Below are 19681 nucleotides of genomic sequence, written 5' to 3' on the forward strand. Positions count from 1 at the left end.
CGATGTTCGGAAAATTAACACTGGATGCTATACCGTTCCATGAGCCGATTGTCATGGTCACGGTCGCCGGTATCATCATCGCAGGTCTGGCGCTTGTCGCCGCCATCACTTATTTCGGTAAGTGGAAATATCTGTGGTCAGAATGGTTCACCTCCATCGACCACAAAAAACTGGGTATCATGTATATCATCATGGCCTTCGTCATGCTGCTGCGCGGCTTTGCCGATGCGGTAATGATGCGTACCCAGCAGGTTCTGGCTTCGGCCGGGGAAGCAGGCATACTGCCGCCGCATCACTACGACCAGATCTTCACCGCGCACGGCGTGATCATGATCTTCTTCGTGGCGATGCCGTTCGTTGTGGGCCTGATGAACATCGCGGTACCTTTGCAAATTGGTGCACGTGACGTTGCCTTCCCGTTCCTGAACAACCTGAGCTTCTGGTTTACCGCGATTGGTGTAATCCTGGTTAACCTGTCTCTGGGTGTCGGTGAATTCGCACAAACAGGCTGGCTGGCCTATCCACCGCTGTCGGGGGCAGAGTACAGTCCTGGCGTGGGGGTTGATTACTGGATCTGGAGTCTCCAGCTTTCCGGTATTGGTACCACGCTGACCGGTATTAACTTCTTCGTTACCATTCTGAAGATGCGTGCACCGGGCATGGACCTGTTCAAAATGCCAGTATTTACCTGGGCATCACTGTGCACCAACGTCCTGATCATCGCTGCGTTCCCGGTTCTGACCGTTACGCTGGCACTGTTGACACTTGATCGTTACCTCGGCTTCCATTTCTTTACCAATGATATGGGCGGTAACATGATGATGTACGTCAACCTGATCTGGGTTTGGGGTCATCCAGAGGTGTACATTCTTGTTCTGCCGGTCTTTGGTGTCTTCTCTGAAGTCACTGCGACCTTCTCGAAAAAGCGTCTGTTCGGTTACACCTCGCTGGTATGGGCAACCATCGCCATCACCGTGTTGTCGTTCATCGTTTGGCTGCACCACTTCTTCACCATGGGTGCGGGCGCGAACGTCAACGCCTTCTTCGGTATCATGACGATGATTATCGCCATTCCTACCGGGGTTAAAATCTTTAACTGGCTGTTCACCATGTACCAGGGCCGCATTCAAATGCACTCTGCTATGCTGTGGACCGTAGGCTTCCTGGTCACCTTCTCTGTCGGTGGTATGACCGGTGTTCTGCTGGCGGTGCCAGGTGCGGACTTCGTCCTGCACAACAGTCTGTTCCTGATTGCTCACTTCCATAACGTGATTATCGGTGGTGTGGTGTTCGGTTGTATGGCCGGTGTGACTTACTGGTTCCCGAAAGCGTTCGGCTTTACGCTGAACGAAACCTGGGGCAAGCGCGCCTTCTGGTTCTGGATTATCGGTTTCTTCGTTGCCTTTATGCCGCTGTACGTACTGGGCTTTATGGGCATGACCCGTCGTCTGAGCCAGGACATCGACCCGCAGTTCCACTCGCTGTTAGTGGTAGCGGCAGGCGGTGCGGCACTGATTGCCTGCGGTATCCTTTGCCAGATCATTATGTTCTACGTTTCTGTGCGTGACCGCGACCAGAACCGCGATCTGACCGGTGACCCATGGGGCGCGCGTACGCTGGAGTGGGCAACCTCTTCACCACCGCCGTTCTATAACTTTGCTGTTATCCCGCATGTGCATGAGCGTGACGCTTTCTGGGAAATGAAAGAGAAAGGCGAAGCGTACAAGCAACCGGCTAAATATGAAGAAATTCATATGCCGAAAAACAGCGGTGCTGCGATTGTTATTGCCGCGTTTGCGACCATCTTCGGTTTTGCGATGATCTGGCATATCTGGTGGCTGGCTGGTCTTTCTTTCCTCGGCATGATCGTAAGCTGGATCGTGAAGAGCTTCGACGAAGACGTGGATTACTACGTTCCGGTTGCCGAAGTAGAGAAGATTGAAAAGCAGCACTTTGACGAAATCAGCAAAGCAGGTCTGAAATAATGTCAACTGAAACCGTAAAACACCACCACGACGCCCATGCGGAGCATGGGCATCACGATGCAGGAGCCAATAAAGTCTTTGGCTTCTGGATCTACCTGATGAGTGACTGCATTATCTTCGCAACCCTGTTTGCGACCTATGCAGTTATGGTTAACAGCACCGCCGGTGGTCCGGCAGGCAAAGATATCTTTGAACTGCCGTTCGTGCTGGTTGAAACCGCGCTGCTGTTATTGAGCTCTATCACCTACGGCATGGCCGTTATCGCCATGAACAAGGAAAACAAAGGCGCCGTTATCGGCTGGCTGGCGTTGACCTTCCTGTTTGGTGCTGGATTCATCGGGATGGAAATCTATGAATTCCATCATCTGATTGTTGAGGGCTTCGGTCCTGACCGCAGCGGCTTCCTGTCTGGCTTCTTCACGCTGGTCGGTACTCACGGTCTGCACGTTACCTCTGGTTTAATCTGGATGGCCGTGCTGATGTTCCAGATCGCTAAACGCGGTCTGAACGCCACCAACCGTACGCGTATCATGTGTCTGAGCCTGTTCTGGCACTTCCTGGACGTGGTCTGGATTTGCGTGTTTACCGTAGTTTATCTGATGGGAGCCATGTAATGAGTCATTCTGTTAACGAACATGGTGCATCACACGGTAGCGTGAAGTCTTACATGATCGGCTTCATCCTTTCTATCATCCTGACGGGAATCCCGTTCTGGATGGTAATGGATGGTAGCGCTTCTCATGGAACCATCCTCGGCGTTGTGCTGGTCTGTGCAGTAGTTCAGGTGCTGGTTCACCTGGTTTACTTCCTGCACCTGGACAGCAAGTCTGAAGGTGGCTGGAACATGGTGGCCATTGTCTTCTCAGCAATCATTATCCTGATTGTTGTCGTTGGCTCACTGTGGATCATGTGGAACCTCAACTACAACATGATGCCCCACTAAAGAGTCTGTGTAATGTTTAAGCAATACCTGCAAGTTACAAAGCCAGGAATTATTTTCGGGAATTTAATTTCTGTGATTGGCGGATTTTTGCTGGCCTCTAAGGGCAGCATTGATTACGCCCTGTTTCTCACCTCGCTGGTTGGCGTGTCACTGGTGGTTGCCTCAGGTTGTGTTTTCAACAACGTGATCGACCGCGACATCGATATCAAGATGGAGAGAACCAGGAATCGGGTGCTGGTTAAAGGCCTTATCTCCGCGAAAGTTAGCCTGGTTTACGCCACTGTGCTGGGTATTGCTGGCTTTGCACTGCTGTATTTTGGTGCTAATCCGCTGGCCATGTGGCTGGCGGTGATGGGCTTCGTGGTATACGTTGGCGTTTACAGCCTGTATATGAAGCGTCACTCTGTCTACGGTACGCTGATTGGCAGCCTGTCCGGTGCTGCGCCGCCGGTCATTGGCTACTGCGCCGTGACCAACGAGTTTGATGCCGGTGCCTTAATCCTGCTGGCTATCTTTAGCCTGTGGCAGATGCCGCACTCCTATGCGATTGCCATCTTCCGCTTTAAAGATTACCAGGCAGCCAACATCCCGGTGTTACCGGTGGTGAAAGGTATCTCGGTGGCGAAGAATCATATTACGCTCTATATCCTGGCGTTTATGATTGCCACGCTGATGCTGACGCTGGGTGGCTACGCAGGCTACAAATATCTGGTCGTTGCGTCTGCCGTTAGCGTGTGGTGGCTGGGAATGGCGCTGTCAGGCTACAAAACCTCAAACGATCGGGTTTGGGCGCGTAAGCTGTTCGTTTTCTCGATTGTGGCTATCACGGCCCTGAGCGTCATGATGTCGGTTGACTTTATGACGCCAGCATCGAAAGACCTGCTGACCTACGTGCGCTAATGTGTACTGCAACAGCATGAAACGGGCGCGATTTTCGCGCCCTTTCTTTTTGTTACGACTGCTTAAGAACTATTGTTTTACCCGCCCGCTCTCCCTACCTAAAATAAATGCAGCACATCAACAGAGGTTGGAATGAACGATAACAAAATGACTCCGGTGGAGCTGCGCGCCACATGGGGCCTTGGCACGGTCTTTTCCCTGCGCATGCTGGGAATGTTTATGGTCCTGCCGGTGTTGACCACCTATGGCATGGCACTTCAGGGAGCGAGTGAAACCTTAATCGGCGTGGCAATCGGCATCTACGGTCTGGCTCAGGCCATTTTCCAGATCCCCTTTGGCCTGCTGTCCGATCGCATCGGACGCAAGCCGCTGATCGTCGGCGGCCTGCTGGTCTTCGTCCTTGGCAGCGTTATTGCGGCCAGCACCGATTCAATCTGGGGCATTATTCTGGGGCGTGCGCTGCAGGGCTCCGGTGCAATTGCTGCCGCGGTCATGGCGCTGCTGTCCGATTTAACCCGTGAACAAAACCGCACTAAAGCGATGGCGTTTATCGGTATCAGCTTTGGCGTGACCTTTGCTATCGCAATGGTCTTAGGTCCGATTATCACCCACAAGCTGGGCCTGAACGCGCTGTTCTGGATGATCGCGATGCTTGCGTCACTGGGCATAGCGATTACGTTATGGGTTGTCCCCTCCTCTTCTCATCACGTGCTAAATCGTGAATCAGGGATGGTACGCGGCAGCTTCAGTAAAGTGCTGGCCAATCCCCGATTGATCAAACTGAACCTGGGCATCTTCTTTTTACATATCTTGCTGATGTCGAGCTTTATCGCCCTGCCCGACCAGTTTGAACAGGCTGGCCTGCCGCCGTCAGAACACTGGAAGGTCTATCTGATCACCATGCTGATTGCGTTTGCCGGCGTGGTGCCCTTTATCATCTACGCCGAAGTAAAGCGAAAGATGAAGCGGGTCTTTGTCGGCTGCGTAGGCATGATGGTCATCGCCGAAATCGTCTTATGGGGCGCCCAGGGGCATTTCTGGACGCTGGTTGTCGGCGTTCAGCTGTTCTTCCTGGCCTTTAACCTGATGGAAGCGATTCTGCCATCGCTGGTGAGTAAGGAGTCACCCGCTGGCTATAAAGGCACCGCTATGGGACTTTATTCCACCAGTCAGTTTCTGGGCGTCGCCATTGGGGGGAGCCTGGGCGGCTGGCTGTTTGGTCATTTCGATGCACAAACCGTGTTTATGGTCGGGGCGATTGTGGCCGCAGCCTGGCTGTTTGTCAGCATGACTATGCAGGAACCGCCTTATGTAAGCAGCCTGCGTCTGGTGCTGAGCGATGCCGCGCTGGCCGTGCCCACTTTGGAAAAACGTCTGAAAGCACAACCCGGCGTCTCATCCGTGCTGATTGTGCCGGAAGAGAAAAGCGCCTACATCAAGATAGACAGTAAGGTCACCAGCCGGCCTGAGCTGGAAGCGCTGATCGGCAGCTGCTAGTCGCGAGCGGCGCTTAACTGCGCGCGATCGTGGCGAAAGATTAAGTCAGTTCGTGTCAGACATGTCGCCACAAACCACGTGAAAAAGGTGCCCTGCTTCAGGCACCTTTTTTTCATCCGGCGATTGAGGGTGGTTTACAACGACATATCCACCACAATACGGCCTTCAATCTTGCCTGCATGCATCCGGGCAAAGATATCGTTAATATTGCTGAGCGGTTCAATCGCCACGCTGGCTTTCACTTTATGACGGCTGGCAAAATCCAGCGCCTCCTGTAAATCCTTACGCGTTCCGACGATAGAACCCCGCACCGTAATGCCGTCCAGCACCATATCGAAAATAGACAGATCGAATTTGCCAGGCGGCAAGCCGTTTAGCACCATGGTGCCCCCACGACGTAACGTGCCGATCGCCTGCTCAAAGGCTTTAGGCGACACCGCCGTGACCAGCACGCCGTGCGCGCCGCCAAAGTGCTCATGAAACACCCTGGCCGGATCGACGTTTCTGGCATTCGCCACCACGCTGGCGCCCAGGCGCTGGGCAAAGGCCAGCTTATCGTCATCGATATCGACAGCCGCCACGTTCAGCCCCATCGCGACGGCATACTGTATAGCCATGTGCCCTAACCCACCTATGCCGGAAATCACCACCCAGTCACCGGGTTTAGTGTCGGTCATTTTTAACCCTTTGTAGACCGTCACGCCCGCACAGAGCACCGGTGCCACCTCGTTGAATGCGAGGTTTTCGGGGATGATGCCGACATAGTTGGCGTCCGCCACGCAGTATTCGGCAAAACTGCCGTTAACCGAATAGCCGGTATTTTGCTGGCTGTGGCACAGCGTTTCCCAGTTATCAAGACAGTGCTCGCAGTGACCGCAGGCGGAGTAGAGCCAGGGCACGCCGACCCGATCGCCCACCTTCAGGTGATGTACGTTATCCCCCACCGCGACCACCTGCCCTACGCCCTCATGTCCCGGGATAAAAGGCGGAACCGGCTTCACCGGCCAGTCGCCCTCTGCCGCATGCAGATCGGTGTGACACACGCCGGTTGCCGCGATTTTTACCAGAATCTGCCCCGACCCAGGCTGGGGTACGGGCACCTGCTCAATCACCAAGGGTTCGCCGAACGCTTTAACAACTGCTGCCTTCATCATCGTGTTGATTTTCATCGTCATGATTTACGCTCCAGGGATAGGTTACGGACTCAAAACAGCCCCAGCGGTGCCGTGTCATAGCTGACTAACAGGTTTTTGGTCTGCTGGTACTGGTTGAGTGCCATTTTGTGTGTTTCGCGACCCACGCCGGACTGTTTGTAACCCCCAAAGGCAGCATGGGCCGGATAGATGTGGTAACAGTTGGTCCAGACGCGCCCGGCTTTAATGGCGCGCCCCATGCGGTAGGCTAAATTGCTGTCCCGCGTCCAGACGCCCGCTCCCAATCCAAACTGGGTTTCATTGGCAATACGCAAGGCTTCAGCCTCATCTTTGAAGGTGGTGATGCCGATAACCGGGCCAAAGATTTCCTCCTGAAAGCAGCGCATGCTATTGCTGCCTTTAATCAGCGTGGGCTGAATATAGAAACCGTTATCCAGTTCGGACGATATCAAGGCCCGCTCACCCCCGGTCAGGATCTCGCCCCCTTCGTTGCGGGCAATCTCAATATACGACAAAATTTTATCGAACTGCTGACGCGAAGCCTGGGCGCCAATCATCGTGTCGGTATCGAGCGGATCGCCGCGACGAATGGTGGCGACTTTGGCCATCACCCGCTCCATGAAAGGCGCGTAAACGGACTCATGGATTAGCGCACGTGACGGACAGGTACACACCTCGCCCTGATTAAAGAAGCCCAGCACCAGCCCTTCCACCGCCTTGTCAATAAAGTCCGGCTCGCCATTCATGATGTCGGCGAAGTAGATGTTCGGAGATTTCCCGCCCAGTTCCACGGTACAGGGAATAATATTTTCTGCGGCACAGGCCATGATATGACGTCCCACCGGCGTAGAACCGGTAAAGGCGATTTTGGCAATGCGTTTACTGGTTGCCAACGCTTCGCCCGCCTCGCGGCCGAAACCCTGTACCACGTTTAGCACGCCTGCAGGAAACAGGTCGCCGATCATCTCCATCAGCAGCGTAATGCCCAGCGGAGTTTGCTCCGCTGGCTTAAGCACCACACCGTTACCGGCAGCCAGGGCCGGCGCCAGCTTCCATGCGGCCATCAGCAACGGAAAATTCCAGGGAATAATTTGCCCCACCACGCCCAGCGGCTCATGAAAATGATAGGCCACGGTTTTTTCATCGATCTCGCCCGTGCTGCCCTCCTGCGCGCGCAGGCATCCTGCGAAGTAACGAAAATGGTCGGCCGCCAGCGGCAGATCGGCATTGAGCGTTTCCCGAATCGGTTTGCCGTTGTCCCAGCTTTCGGCCACGGCCAGGGTTTCGAGATTGGCATCAATGCGATCAGCCACCTGGAGCAGCAGATTAGATCGGGTTTGTACGGAGGTTTTTCCCCAGGCTTCTGCAGCCCGGTGCGCGGCATCCAGCGCTAAATCAATATCGCGCGCATCGGAACGAGGAAACCGGGCAATGTCACTGCCGTTGACGGGGGAGGTATTCATGAAGTACTCACCACTCAGCGGCTCGATAAATTTGCCATCAATGTAGTTGCCGTAGGCAGATTTAAACGTCACTAACGCACCAGGTGTGCCGGGATGGGCATAACGCATCGCAAACTCCTTCTGTAGGGTAGACAGGCAGCGGCATGTTGATTTTTAACGGATAGCGCGCTGTCACCTGACGTTTGCAGGGCCTGTGCCAACTTCCCTTACGCGCTGAAAATCCAGATAAAAATAATAAAAATCAATCACCTGAATAGTAATCTCACAGGCATGCGTTGAGGACTAACCGGCTTTGATCCCGCTTTGTGTTGCAAATCGCAACACCGCTAAAACCAAAACGCTACAATCCCGCTACACTTTTCCGAGCCCACGAGGTCATTCATGCAGCACAAGGTTTCCGATGCTCTATTGCCCGCTATCGATAACAACCCCCTGCTGAGTGATTCCTGGCTACGCAGCCAGCTCTACGGACTGGATCGTTCGGCCGATGATTTTCCTCGCGTACGTCAGGCCGAGTTGACAGAGCTGGTGGCCAGTAATACTGACCTCCAGCAGTTTGCTCAGCCCGTCATGCACAAGCTGGCCCAGAAGGTGACGCAGATGCAGTCGGTGGTCATTCTGTCTGACGCGGCAGGCCGGGTGCTGCACACCTTTGGCGAGATGCAGGCGATGCAAAAAGCACAGCGTTTCGCCCTTGCCCCCGGCAACATCTGGAGCGAATGTGGCCGTGGCACCAACGCCATTGGTACGGCACTGGCGATAGACGACGGTTGTGAAATCGAGGGGAATCAACACTTCCTGACCCGCAACCAGGGGCTTTACTGTGCCGCCATGCCGCTGCAAATGCCCAACGGGCAGATTGCGGGGGTACTGGATGTCTCCGGCCCTGCGCATTTTTCCCATGCCCATACGTTTGCCTGGGTCAAACAGGCGGCACGGCACATTGAGTATCTGTGGGTTAAGCAGAGCCTGCATCCCCAACAATGGCTGATGAGCCTGCACAGCGACGCACACCGGCTAGACAGCCCGGATGAGCTGCTGCTGGTGTTTTCAGACAACGTGCTGACTGCCGCAAATCGGCTGGCCCTGCGTGAGCTTGGCCTGCACGCCGAACAGCTTGGCGTCATCACATTTCAGCAGCTGTTTCCTCACGGCGATCTGCGGGCCACCGCACTGCCAACGCCGGTGATGATCGGACCCCAGCCTTATTATTTTCGTCTGCGTGCGCCCACCCGAACCCGATTCAGCGTAGCAGCAGGCCCTGCGCGTCCGCTGCCTTTCTCACTGCAACATGAGGGAGATAAAATGGTGCGGCTGCTGAATGCCGGCGTTTCATTATGCATTCGCGGGGAAACCGGCAGCGGAAAAGAGTACGTCAGCCGCGCGTTACATCAGCAAAGCCGCTGGCGGGAAGGAAAATTTGTGGCGATTAACTGCGCCGCGATTCCGGAATCCTTGATCGAATCTGAACTCTTTGGCTACCAGCCGGGGGCATTTACCGGCGCCAGCAAAAATGGCTACATCGGTAAAATCCGTGAGGCCGATGGCGGCGTCCTGTTTCTGGATGAGATCGGCGATATGCCACTGGCGCTGCAAACCCGGCTCTTACGCGTGCTACAGGAAAAAGAGGTCGCGCCGCTGGGATCCAGTCAGAGCTGGCCGGTTAACCTGGCCGTGATCAGCGCGACACATCGGGATCTGGCGCAACGCGTCGCACAGGGCGACTTCCGCGAGGATCTCCTGTACCGGCTGCAGGAATTTTCATTCACGATCCCGCCTCTACGTGACTGGTCTTCTCTTCCGGCGTTTATCACGCAACTCTGGGACGCGCTGGGCGGCGGCGCGCGTCAGATCGGCCTGTCTTCCGAAGTGCTGGCGACATTAACGCGCTATCCCTGGCCGGGCAACGTGCGCCAGCTACGCAGCCTGATGAAAGTCTTGCTGGCGCTGGCGGAAGATGGCGATAGCGTGGAGATCACGCATTTACCTGAGGAGTACCGCAGCGGCAACGCCGCGGCATCACCCGCGCGCCAGCAGCATGACGATCGTCTGATAAAAGCGACGTTGCAGCAGTTTAACGGCAACATCAGCAAAACGGCGCAGGCGCTCGGCGTTGCGCGCAGCACGCTGTATCGCCGCGCTGCACGCGAGAAGTGAGCTTAATCGCGGAAGTTTTTAAACTGGAATGGCTGGCCCAGATTTCCCCCGCGCACCAGCGCCATCGCCCCCTGCAGATCGTCACGTGACTTACCAGTGACGCGCAGGGATTCACCCTGAATCTGGGTCTGCACTTTCAGCTTGCTGTCTTTGATCAACTTCACCAGCTTCTTCGCCACATCGGCTTCAATGCCTTTTTTCATTTTGGCATCCAGGCTCCAGCTCTTGCCGCTGTGCTCAATTTCTTCCGGCACGTCCAGGGCCGCGCCTTCAATGCCGCGCTTAAGCATTTTTTCACGCAGAATATCGACCAGTTGCTTTACCTGAAAGTCAGATTCACTGATGACTTTAATGGTTTCATTTTTTTCATTGAGTTCGTAACTGGCGGTGACGTTACGAAAATCGAAACGGGTGGACAGTTCGCGGTTAGCGTTATCTACCGCATTGCGAACTTCCTGCATGTCGACTTCTGAAACGATATCGAAAGATGGCATCTCTTCTTCTCCTGAGGCTAAACTGGCATGCATAATACGCGTCTTAGGCCACTAAATAAAATCACGCTGTGCAGCGCTATACTTAACCCATTGTCACAGCGCATAAATAATACGCCCGCGAGCGGGAGGCAGCATGAAAATAACCGTATTAGGATGCGGCGCGCTAGGCCAGGTCTGGCTTACCGCCCTTGCCCATTCTGGACATGATGTACAGGGATGGCTGCGTGTCCCCCAGCCCTACTGTTCAGCCAACGTGATTGATCCTCTGGGTCGCGTGTCGAACCGGACCTTTATTGCCAACGATCCGCTGTTTCTGGCCCAGAGTCAGCTGCTGCTGGTCACGCTGAAAGCCCCCCAGGTTTCGACAGCCGTTAAAAATCTGGAGAGCGTGATGGCGGAAAACTGTCCCGTGCTGCTGCTGCATAACGGAATGGGGACGCTGGGGGAATTAAAGGGCCTGCGACAGCCGCTGTTGCGCGGCATTACCACCCACGCCGCCATGCGGGACGGAACGGTGATAAAACATGTCGCCAGCGGCGTCACGCATATTGGCCCCGGCAACCGCAAAAGCGAAGGCTGGAGCGCGATTGCCGACGTTCTACATGATGCACTGCCCGACGTCGCCTGGCATGACAATATCCGGGCCGCCTGCTGGCGCAAACTGGCGGTTAACTGCGTAATAAACCCGCTGAGCGTGGAGCACGATTGTCAAAACGGCGCGCTCCGCCAGTACAGCCGTGAAATACAAACCCTGTGCGATGAAATCAGTTGGGTGATGGAACGAGAAGGCCAGTCCGTTGACAGCCAGAGTCTGCAGGATCAGGTATTCGATGTGATAGAAACGACGGCGGCGAATACGTCGTCAATGCTGCAGGATATTCGCGCACAGCGGCTGACGGAAATTGAATACATCACCGGTTTCCTGCTGCGCCGGGCACGTACCCACGGCTTCGTGTTGACAGAAAACACGCGCCTGTATGACATGATTAAACGCAAGGAGTCTTTTTATGGGCGCGAACGCCTCAGTACTGGTCTGTCTGGCTCATGGCAGTGAAGAAATCGAAGCGGTCACCACGCTGGATCTGCTGGTACGTGGCGGGATAAAAACGGTTACCGCCAGCGTGGAAAGCGACGGCAGCCGTGAAATCCTCTGCTCGCGCGGGGTCCGCCTGCTGGCCGATGTCCCGCTGGTCGAGGTCGCGGATAACGCCTACGATGCCATTGTACTGCCCGGAGGATTGAAAGGCGCCGAGACGTTTCGCGACAGTCCGCTGCTGGTGGAAACCGTGCGGCAGTTTCATCTGACCGGGCGTATTGTTGCCGCCATCTGCGCCGCGCCTGGCACGGTGCTGGTGCCGCATAACCTGTTTCCCGTGGGAAATATGACGGGTTTCCCCGGTTTGAAATCCACCATACCGGATGATAAATGGATGGAGCGGCGCGTGGTGTGGGATCCGCGCGTCAATCTGTTAACCAGCCAGGGGCCGGGCAGCGCGATGGATTTTGCGCTGAAGTTAATCGATCTGTTAGTCGGCAGTGATAAAGCGCGGGAGGTTGCCGCTCAACTGGTAATGGCACCCGGCATTTACGATTACCAGGCCAGTTAAGATTCGGCGTCTGAAAAGCGGTACAGGTAGCACTGTGCCCGCTTCCCGGTCGGGTGCGCGGGCACAGCGTGCGTTTTAAGGGCGGTAAACTTTGACGTTTTTAAAGCCCTGCTCATGCAGATACAGCGCCTGAAGTTTACTCATCACGCCGCGATCGCAGTACAACAGCCAGGTTTTATTCTGATCGAGGTCGCCAAACTGGGTGCTGAGTTTGTAGAAAGGCATCGACTTCACCTCTGTTCCCACCAACTCAAGCGGTTTGTCTTCCTGCTCATCCACCGAACGGATATCCAGTACGCTGTCGTTTTCGTTCAGCAAGCCGACCGTTTCAACCTCGACCACTTCGTCCTGCGTTTGCTCGGCAATTTCGCGGATATCCACGTTGGTCGCTTCGGCCACCATGCGTTCCAGAATCGAGAAGTCAAAATGGCTTTCTTCAGCGTCGATTTTGCCCTTCACCGCTTTGACGGTTGGGCTTTTGGAAATCACACCGCAATATTCCGGCATGGTACTGGCAAAATCTTCGGTGCCGATCTCACGCGCGACCTTGATGATGTGCTCTTTATCATGGGAGATCAGCGGGCGCAAAATCAGCGTATCCGATGCATTGTCGATCAAACGCAGGTTGGTCAGGGTCTGACTGGAAACCTGTCCCAGCGCTTCACCGGTCACCAGCGCCTGAACGCCATAGCGTTCAGCGACCATCGACGCGGCGCGAACCATCATGCGCTTCAGTACCACGCCCATTTGGCCATCGTCGACTTTTTCTAAAATTTCGCCCACGACCGGTTCGAAGTTTATCGCGACAAAACGGACCCGATGTGAACGACCGAAACGGTTCCAGATATAATGCGCCACCTGACGCACGCCGATTTCGTGTGCGGCACCGCCAAGATTAAAGAAGCAGTAATGCACCCGGCAGCCGCGACGCATCAGCATGTAGCTCGACACGCCAGAGTCAAAGCCGCCCGAGATTAGCGACAGCACATCTTCCTGCGTGCCAATCGGGAAACCGCCCAGCCCCTCATAGCGCGCGGTCACCAGCGTTAAGCGGTTCTCTTCCACTTCGAGATTGACCGTCACCTCTGGCTTTTTAAGCTGCACCGTGGCGCTCTCGATGTGCTGATTCAGGCCACCGCCGACGTAGCGTTCCACATCCTGCGAACTAAAGCTGTGTTTGCCCCGGCGCTTAACACGCACGCAAAACGTTTTGTTTTCAAGAGCATCGCGGTACTGCGCCAGCGTCTGCTCAAAAATATGATGAATATCGGTATATTCACGCTCTTCCACCGCAAGGACATGGTGGATACCGGGGATGCGCATGAGCTCATCAGGAATAACCGTGCGCATGGCTTCATCTTTGCAGCGCACTTCAATATGATCCCAGTAACGGACGACCGCGATCTCGTCGCTGACGGTTTTAAGCACGTTGCGAATATTGCTGGCAAGAATCTTAATAAAGCGCAGGCGCACCGACTGACTCTTGATGGTGATTTCGGGAAATAACTTGACGATAAACTTCATGGCGATACAGCTTCGTTGGGCAAATAAGTGCTAAAACAGGCTGCACTTAGCTGGTAAGATCATAAAATTGCGGGCTGCCAGGCGCATCCGCATCCGAGGCGCGGAAGTATATCACCTTTACCTGGTGACTGCTTCTGCAACAGCATGCACATTGATTATTTTGCTAATCATTCTCTCTCAGCTACCATGACCGATTGCATGATAACGTTCCAACCGTGAGTCGATCCTAACTATGCCGAAAAAAGCCGAACAGCCAGCCAGCTTTGAAACGTCATTGCAGCAGCTGGAACAGATTGTCAGTCGTCTGGAAAGTGGTGAATTGCCGTTGGAAGAGGCCCTCAATGAATTTGAGCGCGGCGTGCAGCTGGCACGCAATGGCCAACAGACGCTGCAACAGGCCGAGCAGCGCGTTCGTATTTTACTCAGCGATGATAAAGACGCCGACCTCTCCTCTTTTACGCCGGAAAACAACTAATGGATTTTCCTGAACTGCTCGACGCTTATCACAGGCAGGTGAATCGTGCGTTGACGGGCTTATTAGACGCCCTGCCTTTTCAGAGTTCTCCTCTGGTGAATGCCATGCAGTATGGGGCATTATTAGGCGGCAAACGCCTGCGCCCGTTTCTGGTCTACGCCACCGGCGAGATGCTTCACGCCGACAAAGCGAGTCTGGATGCGCCCGCTGCAGCAGTTGAGTGTATTCATGCCTATTCACTGATTCATGACGATCTTCCTGCCATGGACGATGACGCTCTGCGTCGTGGGCAACCGACCTGCCATATTAAATATGGTGAAGATACCGCCATCCTTGCAGGCGATGCGCTGCAAACGCTGGCATTTTCTATCCTTGCCGACCAGCCCATGCCGGGCGTGAGCGCGGAATATCGGCTGGCCATGTTGTCAGAACTGGCAAAAGCCAGCGGCGTCGCGGGGATGTGCGGCGGTCAGGCACTGGATCTGGCGGCGGAGGGTCAGTCGGTGGGGCTTGCTCAACTTGAACAAATTCATCGTCATAAAACCGGTGCGTTGATCCGCGCGGCCGTTCGGCTTGGCGCGTTTGCCGCTGGCGAAAAAGGCCGCGAGGCGCTTCCGTATCTTGATCGCTATGCAGACGCTATCGGTCTGGCTTTTCAGGTGCAGGATGACATCCTGGATGTGACGGGTGACACAGCTGTCATCGGAAAACGCCAGGGTGCCGATCAAGATCTTGGAAAAAGCACCTATCCTTCACTGATGGGTCTGGATGATGCCCGCACTAAGGCACTGGATTTATATCAGGAAGCCGTCGATGCTTTGCACATGCTCTCTGCCAAATCCTATAACACCACAGCCTTGAAGGCGCTGGCGAGCTTCGTAATTGAACGCGATAAATAACTTCCATGATGAGTCACTGATGAGTTTTGATATTACAAAATACCCGACACTGGCGCAGGCAGAAACGGTTCAGGCGCTGCGAGCCCTGCCAAAAGAGAAATTGCCTGCGCTCTGCAACGAGCTGCGCCAGTATTTATTAGACAGCGTGAGCCGCTCAAGCGGCCATTTTGCGTCGGGCCTGGGCGTGGTCGAGCTAACCGTGGCGCTGCATTACGTCTATAACACGCCGTTCGATCACCTGGTGTGGGACGTCGGTCATCAGGCTTATCCGCACAAAATTTTAACGGGACGCCGCGATCGCATTGGCTCTATTCGCCAAAAGAACGGCGTGCATCCGTTTCCCTGGCGCGGCGAGAGTGAATACGATGTGCTGAGCGTGGGCCACTCTTCGACCTCCATCAGTGCCGGACTGGGCATGGCTGCGGCTGCCGAACGTGAAGGCAAAGGCCGCCGCACGGCCTGCGTTATCGGTGATGGTGCCATTACTGCGGGCATGGCGTTTGAAGCCATGAACCATGCAGGCGATATCAAATCGGATATGCTCGTGATTCTGAATGACAATGAAATGTCGATTTCAGAGAACGTCGGGGCGCTGAACAACCGGCTGGCGCAGATCCTCTCGGGCAAAACCTATGCGCGTCTGCGTGAAGGCGGCAAGCGTGTTCTGACCGGCCTGCCGCCGATTAAAGAATTAGTGAAGCGTACCGAAGAGCATCTGAAAGGCATGGTCGTGCCCGGAACCCTGTTTGAAGAGCTGGGTTTTAACTATATCGGCCCGGTGGACGGCCATGATGTGCTGACGCTGGTAAATACGCTGAGTAATATGCGCAGCCTGAAAGGGCCACAGTTCCTGCATATTATGACCAAAAAGGGCAAAGGCTACGCGCCGGCAGAACAGGATCCTATTACCTGGCATGCTGTGCCGAAATTCGACGTCGCCAGCGGTGAGCTGCCAAAAAGCGCCGAAGGTTTGCCGAGCTACTCCAAAATTTTCGGCAACTGGCTGTGTGAGATGGCCGCTCACGATACGAAGCTGATGGCAATTACGCCTGCCATGCGTGAAGGTTCAGGCATGGTCGGTTTCTCTCGCAAATACCCCAACCAGTATTTTGACGTTGCCATTGCCGAACAGCACGCGGTGACCTTCGCCGCTGGCCTGGCGATTGGGGGCTACAAACCGGTGGTGGCCATCTACTCCACCTTCCTGCAGCGCGCCTACGATCAGGTCATCCACGACGTGGCAATTCAGAAACTGCCGGTGTTGTTTGCCATCGATCGCGGCGGCATCGTCGGCGCTGACGGGCAGACGCACCAGGGCGCGTTCGATCTCGCCTATCTGCGCTGCGTGCCGGACATGGTGATTATGACGCCAAGCGACGAGAATGAATGTCGCCAGATGCTGTATACCGGTTATCACTATCAGGATGGCCCGGCCGCAGTACGTTATCCGCGCGGTACCGGTACCGGTGCTGCGCTGACACCGCTGCAAAGCCTGCCGCTGGGTAAAGGCGTGGTAAAACGTCAGGGCGAAAAACTGGCCATCCTCAACTTCGGTACGCTGTTGCCGGAAGCGAGCAAGGTGGCGGAAGCGCTGAACGCAACGCTTGTGGACATGCGCTTCGTGAAACCGCTGGATACGTCACTGATCGCCGAACTGGCGGCCAGTCATGAATCCCTGATTACGCTGGAAGAAGGCGCGATTAAAGGCGGCGCAGGCAGCGGCGTGAATGAGTTTGTCATGGCTAAACGCCTGGGCGTGCCCGTGCTGAATATCGGCCTGCCTGATGAGTTTATTCCGCCTGGTACTCAGGAAGAAATGCGCCACGACTACCAACTGGACATTGACGGTATTCAACAGCAGATCAGCCGCTGGCTGGTGCAGTAGGTCCCCTGCCCGCGCACTGTGGAGCGCGTCATTCCTGCTATGCTTAATCCCCTGGGTTAGACATAGCAGGAGTCTTCATGAAAACCATTCAATTAGCGAACACTGACTTAACGGTTTCCCGGCTTTGCCTGGGTTGTATGACCTTTGGGGAACCCGATCGCGGCAAGCACGCCTGGACACTTCCGGAAGAGAGCAGCCGTCCGCTCATCCAGCAGGCGCTGGAAGCAGGGATCAATTTTTTTGATACCGCGAACAGCTATTCTGACGGCAGTAGCGAGGAGATTGTGGGCCGGGCGCTCAAAGATTTTGCCCGACGTGATGAGGTGGTCGTTGCCACCAAAGTTTTCTTTCCCATGAGCAATCTCTCGCAGGGCTTATCTCGCCAGAACATTCTGCAATCTATCGACGACAGCCTGCAACGGCTGGATATGGAGTATGTCGATCTTCTGCAAATTCATCGCTGGGACTATGACACCCCGCTGGAAGAGACGCTGGAAGCCCTTGACGCAGTGGTAAAGTCTGGTAAAGCGCGCTACATCGGCGCCTCCTCAATGCATAGCCACCAGTTTGCTCAGGCCTTGGCCCTGCAGGACCAACAGGGCTGGGCACGCTTTGTCAGCATGCAGGATCAGTACAACCTGATCCAACGTGAAGAAGAGCGGGAGATGCACCCTTTGTGTCTGCGGGAAAACATTGCGGTATTACCCTGGAGCCCCCTGGCACGCGGCAAACTGACCCGCCCCTGGGGAGAAACCACCGCACGATCCGTATCGGATGACGTCATTCCGTCGCTCTATGCCACAACCGAGGAGAACGACGCGATGATAGCCGAGCGCCTGGCAGAGGTTGCGGCGGACAAAAGCGTGACGCGTGCGCAGGTGGCGCTGGCATGGTTACTCAGCAAACCCGCCGTCACCGCCCCGATCATCGGTGCTTCGCGCGCCGGGCAGTTCGCTGAGCTGGCTAACGCCGTCAACGTGGAACTGACCGGGGACGAGATCGCCCATCTGGAAGAGGCCTATCAACCGCACCCGGCAACGGGTTATCAGTAAGCGGGTTGTGAAGCGTTTTGCATGCGGCGCTATGCGCTGTCCGACAGGCAAAGCGGCAGACCGTTCCCGCAGGGGAACGGCCATCATGCTGAACGACGAAATGAGGGAGAACAGGCGGGGTTTTTCGCTGTAGAGGCCCAGTGTGGCAAGCTTAAGCGGCCAAAAAGACGCCCGTCGCGTACAGCATCGCCGCCGCGATAATACCGGCGATAATATCATCTACCATGATGCCCATACCGCCATGCACGTTACGATCGAACCAGCGAATCGGCCAGGGTTTCCAGATATCCAGCACGCGGAACAGAACAAAACCACTCACCACCCATTGCCAGCTGTTGACCGGAATCGCCATCAGGGTTATCCACATCCCGATAAACTCATCCCAGACAATGCTGCCGTGGTCATGCACGCCCATATCCTTGGCGGTGCGATGGCAAAGGTAAACGCCCACACTAATGCCCAGCAAGACCACTAGTGAGTAGAGATCATGGGGGAGCAAGGTCATGAGCCACCAAAACGGAATGGCGGCCAGCGATCCTACCGTTCCGGGCATAAACGGGCTCAGGCCGCTGCCGAAGCCGGTCGCCAGCAAATGCCAGGGATTGCGCAGGCGCAGGCGGCTTTTCGCAAGGGTTTTATCTGAGGTCAAAATGGTCGAATCCTTTATGACGGAATTCCGTGGGTTTACCGTTTTCCAGCAGTGACAGCCCTTCTGACTCCGGTGCCATCTGGCCAATGCAGGTATAAGGCACGCCAAGATGCCCCAGCGCCACATCCAGCGCGCCACGATTGACTTCCGGCACGCTAAAGCACAGCTCGTAATCTTCTCCGCCGCTGAGCGCCCAGCGCAGCACCTGTTCGGCATCAAAGTTTTCACGCAGTGCAGAAGAGAGCGGCAGCGCATCCAGATTCAACCGTGCACCACAGCCGCTGGCTTTCAGTACATGGCCAAGATCGGAGATGAGTCCATCCGATAAATCAATGGCGGATGACGCCAGGGAACGCAGCGACTGTCCCTGTAAAATGCGCGGCATTGGGCGCAGGTGGCGCTTGATCAGGGCTTCGTGTATCGCCGGATCGTCAATGCGGCAGTGATGCTGTAATAACGCCAGCCCGGCAGCGCTGTCGCCCAGCGTACCGGTCACGTAGATCCAGTCACCCGGCCTGGCGCCCGAGCGTTTCAGCGCCTTACCGTGGGGAATCAAGCCATGAATCCCCAACGTGAGGCTGAGGGGGCCACGCGTGGTATCGCCGCCCACCAGCTGCATGTCGTAGTATTCCAGCAGGTCAAACAGGCTTTCGCTAAAGCTGCTGAGCCAGGTTTCATTCACGTCAGGCAAGGTCATGGCCAGCGTCAGCCAGGCAGGATCGGCTCCCATCGCGGCCAAATCGCTCAGGTTTACCGCCAGAGATTTATACGCTAAATCCGCAGGATGGATGGAAGACAGGAAATGGACGCCGGAAACCAGCGTATCGGTGCTGACCGCCAGCGTCTGTTTTTCGGGCACGCTAAGCAACGCGCAATCGTCGCCAATGCCGAGTTCGACATCACGGCGGCTACGCGTTCTGCGATTGAAGTAGCGTGCGATGAGTTCAAATTCACCACATGACATAATTGCGTTCCGCTTAACCATTAATGAAAAAGG

Annotated in this window: 18 protein-coding genes; 12 read left to right on the plus strand and 6 right to left on the minus strand. The window is 55.4% G+C overall.

Going from position 1 to position 19681, the window contains the following annotated elements:
• Positions 1–2 precede the first annotated feature (2 nt).
• The 5 genes from cyoB (at position 3) to P9J57_RS15630 (ending at position 5325) form a co-directional block, all read left to right on the plus strand.
• Positions 3–1985 (plus strand): cytochrome o ubiquinol oxidase subunit I, encoded by a 1983-nt coding sequence (gene cyoB, locus P9J57_RS15610; protein WP_013024880.1) that lies wholly within the window; start codon positions 3–5, stop codon positions 1983–1985.
• Entirely contained in the window at positions 1985–2599 is a 615-nt protein-coding gene (locus P9J57_RS15615; RefSeq protein ID WP_013024879.1) for a cytochrome o ubiquinol oxidase subunit III, read from the plus strand. Before cyoB ends, P9J57_RS15615 begins: the two co-directional genes overlap by 1 nt.
• On the plus strand, positions 2599–2928 hold the full coding sequence (locus tag P9J57_RS15620; RefSeq protein WP_013024878.1) for a cytochrome o ubiquinol oxidase subunit IV: 330 nt from the start codon (positions 2599–2601) through the stop codon (positions 2926–2928). Before P9J57_RS15615 ends, P9J57_RS15620 begins: the two co-directional genes overlap by 1 nt.
• A 12-nt stretch (positions 2929–2940) precedes the next feature.
• Entirely contained in the window at positions 2941–3828 is an 888-nt protein-coding gene (cyoE, locus tag P9J57_RS15625; protein ID WP_013024877.1) for a heme o synthase, read from the plus strand.
• Positions 3829–3960: 132 nt separating this feature from the next.
• Positions 3961–5325: an MFS transporter gene (locus P9J57_RS15630; protein WP_015700837.1), complete on the plus strand. Its 1365-nt coding sequence runs from the start codon at positions 3961–3963 to the stop codon at positions 5323–5325.
• Positions 5326–5459: 134 nt separating this feature from the next.
• Here P9J57_RS15630 and adhP read toward each other — a convergent pair whose 3' ends face one another.
• A complete protein-coding gene (gene adhP / locus P9J57_RS15635) occupies positions 5460–6500 on the minus strand; it encodes an alcohol dehydrogenase AdhP (RefSeq protein ID WP_019106641.1) in 1041 nt (346 codons plus the stop codon).
• Between the two features lie 29 nt (positions 6501–6529).
• Positions 6530–8050 (minus strand): acetaldehyde dehydrogenase ExaC, encoded by a 1521-nt coding sequence (gene exaC, locus P9J57_RS15640; RefSeq protein WP_483279286.1) that lies wholly within the window; start codon positions 8048–8050, stop codon positions 6530–6532.
• A 273-nt stretch (positions 8051–8323) separates the two neighbouring features.
• On the opposite strand from exaC, the gene P9J57_RS15645 reads away from it, so the two are divergent.
• Positions 8324–10099, plus strand: a complete 1776-nt coding sequence (locus P9J57_RS15645; protein WP_029568490.1) for a sigma-54-dependent Fis family transcriptional regulator — start codon at positions 8324–8326, stop codon at positions 10097–10099.
• Between the two features lie 2 nt (positions 10100–10101).
• On the opposite strand, the gene P9J57_RS15650 is transcribed toward P9J57_RS15645, so the two are convergent.
• Entirely contained in the window at positions 10102–10593 is a 492-nt protein-coding gene (locus tag P9J57_RS15650; protein WP_014606447.1) for a YajQ family cyclic di-GMP-binding protein, read from the minus strand.
• A 133-nt stretch (positions 10594–10726) separates the two neighbouring features.
• Between P9J57_RS15650 and panE the strand changes: the two genes are divergently transcribed.
• Together panE and yajL are read left to right on the plus strand one after the other, a co-directional pair.
• Positions 10727–11647, plus strand: coding sequence for a 2-dehydropantoate 2-reductase (panE, locus tag P9J57_RS15655; protein WP_013024871.1), 921 nt, complete (start codon positions 10727–10729; stop codon positions 11645–11647).
• On the plus strand, positions 11601–12200 hold the full coding sequence (gene yajL / locus P9J57_RS15660; protein ID WP_207806373.1) for a protein deglycase YajL: 600 nt from the start codon (positions 11601–11603) through the stop codon (positions 12198–12200). The genes panE and yajL overlap by 47 nt, the downstream gene beginning before the upstream one ends.
• Before the next feature lie 75 nt (positions 12201–12275).
• Here yajL and thiI read toward each other — a convergent pair whose 3' ends face one another.
• The gene (gene thiI, locus P9J57_RS15665; protein ID WP_013024869.1) at positions 12276–13724 is read right to left on the minus strand and encodes a tRNA uracil 4-sulfurtransferase ThiI; all 1449 of its coding nucleotides are present in this window, start codon (positions 13722–13724) and stop codon (positions 12276–12278) included.
• A 232-nt stretch (positions 13725–13956) separates the two neighbouring features.
• On the opposite strand from thiI, the gene xseB reads away from it, so the two are divergent.
• The 4 genes from xseB to P9J57_RS15685 all read left to right on the plus strand — a co-directional run bounded on the left by xseB (position 13957) and on the right by P9J57_RS15685 (position 18035).
• On the plus strand, positions 13957–14199 hold the full coding sequence (gene xseB / locus P9J57_RS15670; RefSeq protein ID WP_013024868.1) for an exodeoxyribonuclease VII small subunit: 243 nt from the start codon (positions 13957–13959) through the stop codon (positions 14197–14199).
• The gene (ispA, locus tag P9J57_RS15675; protein ID WP_014593071.1) at positions 14199–15098 is read left to right on the plus strand and encodes a (2E,6E)-farnesyl diphosphate synthase; all 900 of its coding nucleotides are present in this window, start codon (positions 14199–14201) and stop codon (positions 15096–15098) included. Before xseB ends, ispA begins: the two co-directional genes overlap by 1 nt.
• A 19-nt stretch (positions 15099–15117) precedes the next feature.
• Entirely contained in the window at positions 15118–16983 is a 1866-nt protein-coding gene (gene dxs, locus P9J57_RS15680) for a 1-deoxy-D-xylulose-5-phosphate synthase (protein WP_072138606.1), read from the plus strand.
• Between the two features lie 77 nt (positions 16984–17060).
• On the plus strand, positions 17061–18035 hold the full coding sequence (locus P9J57_RS15685) for an aldo/keto reductase (RefSeq protein WP_014593069.1): 975 nt from the start codon (positions 17061–17063) through the stop codon (positions 18033–18035).
• 151 nt (positions 18036–18186) lie between these two features.
• On the opposite strand, the gene pgpA is transcribed toward P9J57_RS15685, so the two are convergent.
• Both pgpA and thiL read right to left on the minus strand, forming a co-directional pair.
• On the minus strand, positions 18187–18684 hold the full coding sequence (pgpA, locus tag P9J57_RS15690) for a phosphatidylglycerophosphatase A (protein WP_013024863.1): 498 nt from the start codon (positions 18682–18684) through the stop codon (positions 18187–18189).
• Positions 18671–19648, minus strand: coding sequence for a thiamine-phosphate kinase (thiL, locus tag P9J57_RS15695; RefSeq protein ID WP_014606449.1), 978 nt, complete (start codon positions 19646–19648; stop codon positions 18671–18673). Before thiL ends, pgpA begins: the two co-directional genes overlap by 14 nt.
• Between the last annotated feature and the right edge of the window lie 33 nt (positions 19649–19681).

It is taken from the genome of Pantoea sp. nfd-35 (assembly GCF_056892255.1).